Below are 12616 nucleotides of genomic sequence, written 5' to 3' on the forward strand. Positions count from 1 at the left end.
CGGCTGAAGCGCTGGATGTTGGCGGGCAGCGGGCCGCTGCGTCCATTGGCGTGGCGTGCCCACCAGTCGGTGCTGCCGGCCTCCTGGATGAGGGCGATGGGCTCGTCGTTGACCACCGCGGCGCTGGCCCGGACGATTTCATCGTGGCTGGCCTCGAAGGTCCAGCCCAGTTCGCGGCCCAGCAGGTCCACCGCCAGGGTTTGGCGGGCATCCGACGCGGTAGTGAGCACCGGTGTGGCGTCGAGGGCCTGGGACAGGACGCCAGCGAGGGCGTTGGCGCCGCCCAGGTGGCCTGACAGCATGGGAATGACGAAGCGCCCGGCCTCGTCAATCACCACTACACCGGGATCGGATTCCTTTTTGACCAGGTAGGGTGCTACCAGCCGCACCATGGCACCGAGGGATACGATGGCAACGATGCCGTCAAAGTTGGAGAACAGGATGGGGATCTGCTCGGCGGTCTTGCCGGCGTAGCAGGCGTGGGCGCCGGGGGCTGCGGCTGCGGCCTCGGCGGCGAATTTTTCGGGGGCGAACAGCCGGGCGCCAGGCAGCGCGGCAACCACGTGGCCGGCCAGGGCGATGCCGTGTCGGGTGATGGAAACGACGGCGATGCGGTCGTGGGAGAAAGGCAGGTGCTGGGTCATCGGGGGCTCGCTGAGATGAGGGCTTCGGGGGCGGGTGTCAGGGCCGGCTGGCGCTTGCGGCAACCCCGGCGCAGCTCGCCGCGTACCCGTTTGGGGTTCTGGACGAGTAGCAGCGAGAGATAGTTCACCTTTTCGCCAGCCAGGGTCGCCACGTTGCGGACGATGCGTTCGTCGGGTGAGCCGACCTTCTCGACGAAGCAGCTGGTGGCCAGCAGTTGGCGCCGGTCCAGCAGTTCGAGCACCTCGTCGAGGAGCGGCTTGACCTTGAGCAGCACCAGGGTGTCGAACTCGTCGAGGAGGTGGTCGATCAGTTGGACCCCGTAGGCGGCCGGGATGACAGCGAAGGTCTCGTCCTCCTCGGCCAGAGTTGTGCCGGTGGTGGCTGCGGCGGCGGCGAAGGAACTGACGCCGGGGATGGTCTCGACGACGACCTCGGGGGCGAGTTCGCGCACCACCCGGGCCAGGTGGCCGAAGGTGGCAAAGGTGGAGGCATCGCCTTCGACCAGGAAGACCAGGTCGCGCCCTTCCCGCAAGAGCTCCACCGTGCGGCTGGCGGCGCGGGCCCAGGCCTTGGCCAGGGCTGCCGGGTCGCGGGTCATCGGGAAGATCAGTGCTTCGGCGTCATCCGGTACGGCCAGCCCGCCGCGCTGGACGATGCCCAGGGCGTAGGAGGACTCCTCGGCCTTTTTCACCGGATACAGCCAGCGCGCCCCTGACTGCAGGGCGGCCCAGGCCCGGCGGGTGATCAGCTCGGGGTCGCCGGGGCCGAGGGAGGCGCCGATCAGGCGCCCGGGGGGCGGAGTGTTCATGGGTTCTCCTTGGTCGCAGAGACGATCCACACCGGGTTTTGGGCGGCGAGGCGGTGCATGTCGAGGATGGGCTGGCTGCGGGCGGCCTGGAGCTGGACCACGTCCCAGCTTGCGCCAGCCTCGGCCAGGGTGGCGGTGGCGGTGGCGAGGTTCTCCAGGGTCACGAAGTTCATCACCAGCCGGCCGCCCGGGCGCAGGCGGCCGAGGATCAGGCGGATCAGCCCGGCCAGCTCGCCGCCCGAGCCACCGATGAAGACGGCGTCGGGGTCGGGCCAGGTGTCGAGGCCGGCAGGGGCCTTGCCCTCGACCAGGGTGTAGTTGGTGGCCCGCAGACGCAGGGCGTTGGCGCGGGCGTTGGCGGCATCGCCGGCGTTTTTCTCGATGGCCCACACATGGCCGTTGTGGGCGAGGCGGGCGGCCTCCAGCCCCACCGAACCGGACCCGGCGCCGATGTCCCACACCAGACTGTCGGGGCACAGGCCCAGCTTGGCCAGGGACAGGGCGCGGGCTTCCTGCTTGGTGATCAGGCCTTTTTCGGGGGCGCGCTGGATGAAGTCGGCGTCGTCGAAGCCAAAGGTGGCGCGGCGCTCGGGCGGGCCGACGCGCGTCAGCACGACGATGTTGGGGTCGGCAAAGTTTCGGCTGGCGGCCTCGGCCAGGGGCAGGTCGGCGTGCACCACCTCGTCGGGCAAGGCCAGGCGGGCCGCGACCGACATGCGGAAGTCGTCGCCCAGGCCGGCGCTGATCAGTGCCCGGGCAATGCGGTCGGGGCTGTTGGCGGGGCTGGTGAAGGCGCCGATGAGGTGCTGCTGCGAGGCGGCGCGCATCAGGGGGTAGAGGCCGTGATCTGGGCCTGCGCCCGGTTGCCATTCGCCAGCGTCGTGGCCGTGCACCGAGACGATGGTGGCACCCTGCCAGCTCTGGCCGAGGCGGGCGAAGGCCAGCTGCAGGGTGGAGGGGGCCGGATGCACGGCGATGGCCGCAGTACCCAGCTTGCCGGCCAGGAAGCTGGCGATACCGTGACACAGGGGGTCGCCGGTGGCGAGTACGGCGCAGGATTGGCCGGCGCTCCGCGCCGCACGGACCCACTCGGGGACACGGCCAAGGAGGCCGTCCATCACTCGTTGTTCCACCTGGGAGGGGAGGTGGGGGGCAACGAGCTCAAGCGTGCGGCGGGCGCCGATTAACAGATCACATCCGGTCAGGCGGGCGCGGGCGGCTTCGCCCAGGCCGGCCCAGCCGTCGTCGAGGATGCCGATGAGCTGGCAGGGTTCAGGCGAGTTCATGTTCTTCCACGGTGACAATGGGGACGCCTTCGAAATTGCAGGCCAGTACGCTGAGGCGGTGGGGGCCGGGGTAGCGTTGGCGCAGGCTGCGGATGGCCCTTTCGGCCAGGGCCCGGTGAAAGGCCACGGCCAGGTTCAGTTCGGCCAGGCGTTCGGCGGCAAAGCGGGCTGTTTCGGCGGCACGGATCTCGTCCACCAGGTCGGGCGGTGCGCCCACCTCGGCGGCGGCGGCGGCGATCAGCTCCCGGTCCACCTCCTCGCGCCAGGCGTGGGTGACCGACAGGCCTTGGGCGATTTTGGTGAGCTTGCCCACCATGGCGCCGACGATGATGCGCTGCATGCCCTGCTTCACTGCGGTCTGGAAGGCGGCCTTCACAAAGTCGCCCATCTGTACGAAGCAGGCCTCGTCCAGTTCGGGGAAACAGCGCATGGCGCATTTTTCGGTGCGCCCGCCGGTGGTGAACACCACGCTGGTCTGGCCCTGGTTGGCGGCCACGTCCACCGCTTGCACCACGCTGGCCCGGAAGGCTGCAGTGGAGTAGGGGCGCACGATGCCGGTGGTGCCCAGGATGGAGATGCCCCCCAGGATGCCCAGCCGGGCGTTGAGGGTCTTGGTGGCCATCACGTCACCGCCAGGCACCGAGATGGTCACCGCGATGCCGTCGCCAGTAGCGAGGATGGGGCCGCCGGCGGCGCGCACGTTGTCGGTGATGTTGCGGCGGGGCACCGGGTTGATGGCTGGGCCGCCCACATCCAGGCCCAGGCCGGGCTTGGTGACGGTGCCCACGCCGGGCCCGCCGCGCAGCACGATCTGCCCTTCGGCCCCGGGCAGGCGCTCGACCTCGGCGGTGAGGTGGGCGCCATGGGTGGCGTCGGGGTCGTCACCGGCGTCCTTGATGCTGACGGCCCGGGCGCGGCTGCCATCGGTCCAGCCGTCGGTGATGGTGAAGCGCACCCGCTGGGTGTTGGGCAGAACGCATTCCACTGCGTCCGGCACCCGACCATGCACCAGCCCGAGGGTGGCGGCAGCCGCGGCGGCGGCCGAGTTGGCGCCGGTGGAAAAACCCGTGCGGTTGCCGCGATCCCGCGTGGGGTCGCCCTTGCGGACTTTCTCGGGGAGGGTGTGACCTGCGCTCATCGCCATCCTCACGTTGCTGGGCGCTGGTGGGCTTCCGCCAGACCGAGGAGGGCGTGGACGGCCGCCACCACCAGGGTCGAGCCGCCCTTGCGGCCACGGATGGCGATCCACGGCACGCTGTCGATCTCCATCAGCAGATCCTTGGACTCGGCGGCGGCGACGAAGCCGACTGGCATGCCGATCACCAACGCCGGGCGCAGACCTTCCTCGCGGATCAGGCGCACCACCTCGATCAGCGCCGTGGGGGCGTTGCCGATACCGATGATGGCCCCGTCGAGCAGGCCCTGGCGCCAGGCCTTGCGCATGGCCTGGACGGCGCGGGTGGTGTCCTCGGCCCGGGCGGCGGCGATCACGTCGGGGTCGGAGATGAACTGGTGGGTGTGGATACCGAAGTGGGCCAGGCGGGGTGCCGACAGGCCGACGCAGATCATCTCCACGTCGGCCACCAGGGGCGTGTCGCCGGCCAGGATGCGAGCCAGCCCGGCGCTCATGGAGGCAGGGTGAAAGGCGGTGAGGCCGTTGAACTCGAAGTCGGCGTTGGCGTGGATCATGCGCCGCACCAGAGGCCATTGTTCGGGGCGGTAGGCGTGGGGGCCCACCTCCCGGTCGATGATGGCGAAGGAGTCGTGCTCGATGGCCCGGCCGGCGGCAGTGAGCTGTTCGGTGACGGTGTTGGGTGTCGTCATGGCGGACTCAGGCGTGGGCATGCCCGGCGTGGTGGTCGTGGTGGTGGTGATCGCAGCCGGTGTGACTGTGGTCGTGGAGGTGCTCGGCCTCGGCGGCCTGGCGATACTTGCAGCCGTCGCATTCGAGCAGCCCGCCCTCCGCCTTGCCGGCTTCGGTGGCTCGGGTGTCGAGCAGGTCGAACACCCCCTTGTCGAAACCGAAATGGCTGCCCAGGGCAAAGGCCGCTTGCGGGTGCTGGCTGCGCAGGCGCGCCACCTGGGCCTGGATGCGCTCCATCAACACGCCGGTGAACAGGTATACCGGGACGATGCAGATCTGCCCCATGCCCAGGCGCAGCTGGCGCTGGACGACGGTTTCCAGGCGCGGCCAGGTGACGCTGGTGAAGGCCAGGTCCACCAGCTCATGATGGTTGTCCTCGAAGAGCCAGCGGCTCATGCGCGCCAGCTCGCCGTTGGCGCCAGCGTCGGACGAGCCGCGGCCGAGCAGGATCACCCCGGTGGTCTGGGGGTCGGGCATGGCCAGGGACTGCATCAGATGGTCGAGCTGGGCCTGCAGCACGGCGAGGATCTCCCTGCCCATGCCCAGGTGGCGGGTGCACACGAATTCGACGGCAGGATGGCGCTGGCGGGCGGCGGCGATGGCCGCGGGCAGCTCCATCTTGACGTGGCCGGCGGCGTTGAGGATGAAGGGCAGCACGATGACCCGCCGGCTGCCGGCGGCAGCCAGGTCGAGGCCGGCGGGTACCAGTATCTCGGCGTGCTCGATGAAGCACACGTCGATACGCCAGTCGGGGTGGCGGGCCCGCCAGGCGGTGGCGAAGTCCTGAATCTCGGCGTTACCGGCGCGGTTGCGCGAGCCGTGGCCGACGAGGAGGAGGGTGGTGTGTTTCATGCAGGGGTCTCCGGGGCGGGGGCAGTGGCCTTGCGGAAGCGGTGGCTGAAGCCGGGGTCGTAGAGCCGGGAGCGGGCCAGGGTCGGCCAGTCGGCTGCGCCCAGCGTCGGGCTGGCAATGATCATGGCCTGGCTGGCGATCTTTTCGGCCTGACAGCGTCGCTTGATGTCGGCCAGGGTGCCTCGGACGATCTTCTCCTCGCCCGGCCAGCTGGCCTTCTGCACCACCAGAATGGGCGAGTCCTCGGCCCAGCCGGCGGCGCGCAGGGCGCGCTGGACTTCATGCAGCAGGGTGATGGACAGGAAGATGCATAGGGTGGCGCCGTGGGCGGCCAGGGCCTCCAGGTCTTCGCCAGGGGGCATGGGTGTGCGCCCGGCCATGCGGGTGAGGATCACCGTCTGGGTGACTTCCGGCAGGGTCAGGGTCTCGCCGGCGGCCGCGGCCGAGGCGAAGGCCGACGACACGCCCGGAACCACCGCCCAGTCGATGCCTGCGGCGGTGAGGGGGCGGGTCATCTCCACCAGGGCGCCATACAGGCCGGGATCGCCGGTCTGCAGGCGCACCACGCAGGCGTGGCGGGCGGCCTGGTCGAGGAGCCAGGCGGTCATCTCCTCCAGGGTCATGTCCTTGGAGTCGCGGATCTCGCAGCCTGCCGGGGCGAACAGGGTGGCCGCCTGATTGACCAGAGAGCCGGCAAAGAGCACGGCGCCGGCCGACGCCAGCAGGCGCTGGCCCTTGAGGGTGAGCAGCTCCGGGTCGCCGGGGCCGGCGCCCACGAACCAGACCTTGCCGGTCATGGCTCAGGCGCTCCGGGGCAGCAGGGCGTGACGCAGAGGGGCGCTGGCCTGGCGGCGGGCCAGGGCCCGCAGCACGAGCAGGGTGATCACCGGTTCAACGGCGACGATGCTGGCGTAGGACGCCGCGAAGGCCGCCCAGGCGGACAGGGGCGTGGCTAGGTCGCTCAGGGCCAGCCAGAAGCCGACCATCAGGGTCACGCCGGTGTAGTAGGCCGCGTCGAGCTTCATGATGCTGCGCAGGCTCATCGTGTCGAGGCGCTGGCCAAAGGTGGCGTGGACGAGCACCAGGGGCAGGGCCAGGGACAGGAAGTTAACCCCCAGGTGGGCAAGGTCGACCGGGTTGAAGAACAGGCCCTGGACGAGGAGGCCCATGGCAAAGCCGAACAGGGTGGGGATGAAGCCGAGGCTCAGGTAGAGCGGCATGGCCCCCAGGAAATGCAGCTCCGATGGCCCGACCGGCAGATGGAAGGCCTGCATGGCGATGGTGAAGAAGACTGCGGCCAGCAGGCTGCGGAAGATCTGGGTGGGCGCTTTGAGGAGGCGGACCGACTGACTGCCGAGAAGGGCGATGGCGGCAGCGTTGGCGGCGAGGATCTTGGCACTGGCGACGTACCCCGGTTCGATGTGCATCTTTGCTTTCCTTCGTTTGAATTGAACGAAGTGGGGCATGAGGACGGGGGGCGCAGAAGCAAGAAAACCAGGAAACGGACCGGCGGCCGGGAGGCCGGGCAGGCGCTGACGCGGTCGGGAAGGGTTCCGGAAACGGCGGGGAACGGATCGGACGAAGCGGAGCGGGCAAGCCCATCGGTCGGATCTGCCCACACCCCGGGGCCAAATACCACACCACTCGTCACAGGCCGGTCTTCTGGCTCGCCTTCATCCTCATCTGTCACCTTCCCGGGGGCGGACACCCAGTGGCGTGGAGCAGATTTGTCAGGCCTACAGCAGCGGGGGCTGCGCCGGAATGTTCGGGGAGAGCATGCTCACCGAGGTCACCGGACTTCCCGTTTCACCTTGCCCGCAGAAGCGGGCTCGGCACCTTTGACGGCGCGGAGTCTAACCGCTCGCACCGTTCCGGTGCAAGCATTCTGCATGGCGGGGGAGGCGGCGGCGATCTAGGGGCGGGCGGGCGCCGGGCCGGGCTCGATGAGGATCAACTGGCCGGTCTTCGGGTCGCGGAAGACCTCGCCGACCCGATCCATGCCAGCGCCGGCCTGACCTTGGCCGTCGGCAGGGCGTTCGATGGCGCGGCCTTTGTCCACCGGCTTGGGCGGGGGCAGGGCACCCTGGGTGCTGGCCGCCAGGGCCGCGAGCAGGCCGCAGGCGAAGACCAGCATCACGTCCACCAGGTTTACCAAGCTGGCGCGGGGGTCTTCGTCCCGGTCGTCGAAGCGGGCATCCAGACGCGAGTAGAGGCGCAGGCGTTTGCGGGGTGGCCGGGCAGCGCTCATGCGTCATCCTCCAGGTTTTCCAGCAGCTCTTCGTACCAGCGCCGCCGCAGCTTGCCGACCACCAGCCCGCCGATGCCGGCCACCAGCCCGAGCACGGTGGCGTCGAAGGCGGTGGTGACCGCGCTGGCCAGCTCCGAGGGGTTGCCCTGACCCAGGGCGGCGAGGCCCGGTCCGAGGGGAATGATGGTGGCCATCAGGCCTAGCATGGGCGGGATGCGGGCCAGCAGGTCGGCCCGCTCCAGACGGTGGCGGGCGACGCGCTGGATCAGCAGCAGGTCGCCACTGGCTGCGAGGCGGCGCAGGCCCCACAGGCGTTCGCCGGTGGCCAGGCCCGCTTCGGCGAGGGCGATAGCGCAGGCGGCGATGAGGGCCAGCAGCACGGGGGCCAGCAGCCAGGTGACGGCCTGGTGGAGCCAGGCGAGGGTGAGCAAGTCGTTCATGGTGGGATCAGGCATGGGTGGAGGTTGAAGGGCCGCGGCGGCTCCAGGCGAGGCCGAGAAGGAAGAGCAGCGGGGTAAGGGTGAGTAGAGCTACCGGTGGCGCGTGTGGGGTGGCGAGCGGCGCCGGGCGGGTATGGAGTTCGTAATGACGTTCGGCGGCTTCCGGGGGGGCAGCGGCGGCCGGGTTGGCGGTGGGTTGTGGTGCCGCAGCAGCCTGGTCGCGACGGGGTGTCGCGGCCTCGTGGCGGGGGCGCTGTTGTCGGGGCGTGGCGGCCATGGCAGTGGTGGGCGCGATGGGGCCGGGAGACAGCCCTTCACCCTTGGCCCGGGCCAGGGCTACCCCGAGGGCGTCGGCGTCGGCGGCGTCGATGCGGGGTTTGAGCCAGTTCCACATCGGATGGTTGGGGGCGGTGTGGCCGCTGCCGGGCAGGCCGTTCTTCGCCACCAGCCGGGCCAGTTCGCCGCCCATCTGCTTCAGGGTGGCGTCATCGGCCTGCCAGAAGCCCTTCTCGGCGGCGACCATGAAGATGGCCAGCATCTGCGCCTTGACATGGGCGTTGTGGCCCTGGGCAAGAAAGCGCGGCAGCCCCAGCTTGTGCCGGTCGTCGAACCAGGTCTCTTTGACCTCGTCCCAGGCCCATTGCTGGATCAGGTCTGGTCGGGTGACCTGCCAGCCCCACAGGTTTTCCAGGAACTCCTGGCCCATGGTGCGGGCACCGGCATAGCCGTGCTTCATCAGGGGCTTGAGCCATTCCGGGTTGAGGTAGCGGCCGCGCAGTTCTGACAGCAGGGCGGTGGTCAGGGGCTCCACGGCGGGGTGAGCCGGGTCGGCGTGTTGCAGGATCAGGCCTTCGGGGCGACGCCCGGTGAGGGTCTCGATGGCCACCGACATGCCGCCCAGATAGTCGAAAGCATCGTTGTTGTCGAGCAGGCCATACAGGTTGCTGGCGCGGCCGTGGTAGCTGCGGGCCACGCCGGAGAGGGCGGTCTCGAAGGCCTGGTGGGCGGCATCGCCGCTGGCGTCGAGCCCATAGGCGTGGCCCAGGCGGTTGAGGTAGACGCGGCCCAGCTCTTCCCGCTCGCGCCAGGCACCGGAGCGTTCTGCCAGGCGATTGACGCCGGCGCTGTAGCTCCCCGGGGCGTCGCCGAAGATGCGCAGGGCGGCGCTACGGCCAGCTTCGGCGATATTGAGGCCAGTCTGGCTGAGCTGCTTGGTGCGGGCCAGCCAGCGGGCCGCGGCGATGTTGTCGGTGAGTGCCTGCTGCCCCCGGACGACGCTGCTGCCCAGGGGAGCGAGGGCGGCGTCGAGAGCGGTGCCCAGTTCTGGGTGCTGCTCGGCGATGATGCCGGCGGAGGCGGCCAGGGCCAGGCGGCCGGCCCGGTCGATCAGCCTGAGCAGATTGGGGTAGAGGTCGCGGAACAGGCCCGAGGTGGTGACGATCACATCGCGCCGGGGTGTGTCGTCGAGCAGGCGCACGTCGCTGACAATGCCGCGGGCGTTCCACACCGGTTCGGCACCGAGCAGCGACAGGCAGAAGGCGACCATGGCACCTTCGTCGCGCACCGCGTCGGAGGCCCACAGGATGACGGCGTCGCTGTCGGCATCGCCCTGGACCTTGCGGGGGCGGGCGGTGGCCTGTTCTGCCAGGCGGGCGCCGAGGGCGTAGCCCAGCCGGGTGGGCAGCAGGTCGCCATCAACGGCGTGGAAGTTGCGCCCGGTGGGCAGGGCTTCCGGCGAGCGCAGGGGGTCGTTGCCCTTGCCCGGGGCCACGAAGCGGCCGTCCAGGCCGGCCAGCAGGCCTTCCATTTCCAGGCGTGGCGAGGCGGCGAGCTTGTCGGCGATGGTGTCGTCGTAGCCGCCGGCCACCTGGCTCATGGAGTCGGCCATCAGCTTCAATGATTCGGTGCTCCAGTCCTGCCCGAAGATGTGCAGGCCGTGGGGCATGAACTTCTCCTGCAACTTGGTGAGGTAGTGGCCGATTTCGTGGGCCAGCAGGTCGTCGTCGGCGTCTTCGAAGCCGATGCCGCGCACTTCCAGTACGTCGGCCATCGAGGCTTCCAGCTCGGCCCGCAGGTTGAGGGCGGCGACCTGTTCGCGCATGCGGCGGGCGGCCTGGTGTTTCAGGCTCTCGCTGCCGGCGGCCTCGAAGCTCTCCACCACCTGGCGCAATTCCAGCAGCTTGTCGTAGAGCGGGGTGGCGGAGAGGGGCGGGGTGAGATGGTCGACGATCACGGCAAGGCCTCGGCGTTTGGCCTGGATGCCCTCGCCGACGCCGTCGACGATGTAGGGGTAGATGCCCGGCAGGTCAGCGGCGATGAGGCTGGGGTAGTCGTCGGCGGTCAGACCGACCGCCTTGCCGGGCAGGAACTCGTAGGTGGAGTGACGCCCCAGGTGCACCACCGCATCGGCGCGGAAGACGTCGCGGATCCAGTGATAGAAGCCCAGAAACTGGTGGGGGGGAGGTACGCTGGTGTTGGCGTGGAGGAGTTCTTCATCGACCTCCCAGCCCCGGGGCGGCTGGGGACCGACAAAGATCTTGCCGAAGGTGAGCCCGGGTACCAGTAGCTTGCCATCGCTGACCATTACTTTGCCTGGTGCTGGTCCCCATCCCTTGAGGCCTTCGATGCCGTAGCCGACGATCTTCCAGGTGAGGCCGGAATGGCGGCTGCAGGTGCCCTGGGGAATATCCGCGAGGCAAGCCAGGTAACCGGCTTCGAGAGCCTTCAGCCCGGCAATGGCTTCGGTCCGCCGGGGGTGGTCGGCGCCTTCGGCGAGGTGGTGGAGTTCCTTCATCGCCGACTCGACACGCTTGCGGCCGAGGCTGCGTTCGCCGGTACGCTCGGCTTCCAGCACTTCGGCGTGAAGGCGGCCGAGGGGGCCGGAGACCATTTCGCCCTGGACGCGCTCCGGCAGCCCGGCAAACCAGCGCCGGTAGTCGGCGGCACTGAGGCCTTCCACCTCGCCGGCCAGCTCGCGCAGGGCGGTCTTGTCTTCGGGCAGGTTGACCCCGTGGGCCATGATGCGGTCGAGCAGCGCTTCGGGGGTGGCCGGCAGCTCGCCGGTGTCGTAGCCCTCGGCCTTCAGCCGCAGCAGGATGCCGAACAGGGAGGCGGGCACGTCCAGGTTGTCGGCGCCGATGTTCTGCCGGCCGGGCGGGTGGTTGTAGTAGATGATGGCCAGGCGCTTGTCGGCCCGGGCCTTGGCCTGGAGCTGCTGCCAGCGGGCCGCGCGAGACACCAGGCGGCTGATCTCGACGGGGATGGGCTCGGTGCGGCGCAGCTCGACGCCAGTGACGGGGTCGATGCGGCCGGCACCCACGGCGGACACCACGATGGGTTGGCCGATGCCCTGGAGCTCCGGCAGGGCCACCCGGTATTGCACGGAATCCACCGGCAGCCCTTCCGGCGACAGGCGCCACTGGGTAGCGCTGCGTTCGGTAAGGCGGATGGCCTTGATGACCGGGATGTCGAGTCGCTGGAGCGCCTCGGTGACGGCCTCCCGGTTTTCGGCGGCGCCGATGACGAAGTCCTGGAGCACCACCAGGGCGGCCGGACGGGCCGGGGCGAGCAGGGCGGGCAGGCCCTCGATGGCCTCCCGGGAGCTGCCTCCCCAGCGGGTCAGGACTTCGGCGCAGGGCAGATTCTGGCGGCGGGATTCGGCGCAGATGGCGGCGGCCGTGCCGGATTCGATGTTGGACAGGTCCAGCACGGCCAGGGCCGGGCCGGCGGGCAGCAGATGGGCGTTCCAGGCGTCGGCATCGACGCGTTCGACAGTTCCGACGCGCAGGCGCAGGCTGGCCTCGGCCCGGGGTGGGGGCAGGGGGCTGCCGGCCAGCAGGTGCTTGAACAGCCTGCCCAGGTTGTCGCTGCCACCGGCCTGCCAGGTGCGCCGGGCGTCGAACCACTGCTGGGCCGCCGGTGCCGCTGCTGCGGCGGCGAGGGCCTCTCGGGGAGGGCTTTCTGCGGTCAGCTGGCGCAGGGTCTCAGCGGGAAAGCTGCCCAGCGCACCCGCCTTCGAGCGGCTCAGCAGGTTGAGGCGTTGTTCGCCGTTGATGGCCAGTACGGTGCTGGCACGGCTGGCGGGTATGGCCTCGATGAGGCGCCGCGCCGGGTCGCCAAAGGCCGAGACGGTCAGTACGGAATCGGCGTCGAGCCATTGGCGCAATTGCCGGTCGCTGGCCGCCTGGATCTGGGCCGGGGTGCGCAGCAGGATGCGGTCGCGGGGGTTGCGGGCGAGGTGCTGGTGGGCGGCCTCGACAGCCTGGGGCGCGGCGCGGTCGGTGACGACGCCGAACAGGGTGGCGGCGTGCGCACTGCCGACGGCGGCGAGGGCTGCCAGCAACCCGCTGCCGTGGGTGAACATCCGGTGAATCGATCTGCGTACTGCCATTGCGCCTCCGCGTGCCATCGGGCTGGCCGTGGAGCGAGGGGACGATACGAAGTCGCTGGGCGGGCGCTGAGAATGAAGGAGTG

Annotated in this window: 11 protein-coding genes and 1 riboswitch; all 11 genes read right to left on the reverse strand. The window is 70.1% G+C overall.

Annotation, left to right across the window (positions count from 1 at the left end):
• The coding region (locus PHI64_RS13970; protein WP_299883815.1) for a cobalamin biosynthesis central domain-containing protein at nucleotides 1–644 on the reverse strand (644 nt) is incomplete at its 3' end.
• Complete coding sequence (gene cobI / locus PHI64_RS13975) at nucleotides 641–1453, reverse strand: precorrin-2 C(20)-methyltransferase (RefSeq protein WP_299883817.1); 813 nt, start codon at nucleotides 1451–1453, stop codon at nucleotides 641–643. The genes cobI and PHI64_RS13970, both read right to left, overlap by 4 nt.
• Complete coding sequence (gene cbiE / locus PHI64_RS13980) at nucleotides 1450–2739, reverse strand: precorrin-6y C5,15-methyltransferase (decarboxylating) subunit CbiE (RefSeq protein WP_299883819.1); 1290 nt, start codon at nucleotides 2737–2739, stop codon at nucleotides 1450–1452. Before cbiE ends, cobI begins: the two co-directional genes overlap by 4 nt.
• Entirely contained in the window at nucleotides 2726–3877 is a 1152-nt protein-coding gene (locus tag PHI64_RS13985; protein WP_299883821.1) for a cobalt-precorrin-5B (C(1))-methyltransferase, read from the reverse strand. Before PHI64_RS13985 ends, cbiE begins: the two co-directional genes overlap by 14 nt.
• 8 nt (nucleotides 3878–3885) lie before the next feature.
• Entirely contained in the window at nucleotides 3886–4563 is a 678-nt protein-coding gene (locus PHI64_RS13990) for a precorrin-8X methylmutase (protein ID WP_299883822.1), read from the reverse strand.
• A gap of 7 nt (nucleotides 4564–4570) precedes the next feature.
• Complete coding sequence (locus PHI64_RS13995; RefSeq protein ID WP_299883824.1) at nucleotides 4571–5455, reverse strand: sirohydrochlorin chelatase; 885 nt, start codon at nucleotides 5453–5455, stop codon at nucleotides 4571–4573.
• Complete coding sequence (cobM, locus tag PHI64_RS14000) at nucleotides 5452–6252, reverse strand: precorrin-4 C(11)-methyltransferase (RefSeq protein ID WP_299883826.1); 801 nt, start codon at nucleotides 6250–6252, stop codon at nucleotides 5452–5454. Before cobM ends, PHI64_RS13995 begins: the two co-directional genes overlap by 4 nt.
• Nucleotides 6253–6255: 3 nt before the next feature.
• Nucleotides 6256–6882, reverse strand: a complete 627-nt coding sequence (locus tag PHI64_RS14005; RefSeq protein ID WP_299883828.1) for an energy-coupling factor ABC transporter permease — start codon at nucleotides 6880–6882, stop codon at nucleotides 6256–6258.
• Between the two features lie 207 nt (nucleotides 6883–7089).
• A riboswitch (cobalamin riboswitch) is annotated at nucleotides 7090–7310 on the reverse strand.
• 57 nt (nucleotides 7311–7367) lie between these two features.
• Nucleotides 7368–7703 carry a hypothetical protein gene (locus PHI64_RS14010; RefSeq protein WP_299883830.1) on the reverse strand — a complete coding sequence of 112 codons (336 nt, stop codon included), beginning with the start codon at nucleotides 7701–7703 and terminating at the stop codon, nucleotides 7368–7370.
• Nucleotides 7700–8143 (reverse strand): MotA/TolQ/ExbB proton channel family protein, encoded by a 444-nt coding sequence (locus tag PHI64_RS14015; RefSeq protein WP_299883832.1) that lies wholly within the window; start codon nucleotides 8141–8143, stop codon nucleotides 7700–7702. Before PHI64_RS14015 ends, PHI64_RS14010 begins: the two co-directional genes overlap by 4 nt.
• A gap of 7 nt (nucleotides 8144–8150) precedes the next feature.
• A complete protein-coding gene (locus PHI64_RS14020) occupies nucleotides 8151–12533 on the reverse strand; it encodes a cobaltochelatase subunit CobN (RefSeq protein WP_299883834.1) in 4383 nt (1460 codons plus the stop codon).
• Nucleotides 12534–12616: the final 83 nt, after the last annotated feature.

It is taken from the genome of Zoogloea sp. (assembly GCF_028689785.1).
Lineage (GTDB): Bacteria > Pseudomonadota > Gammaproteobacteria > Burkholderiales > Rhodocyclaceae > Zoogloea.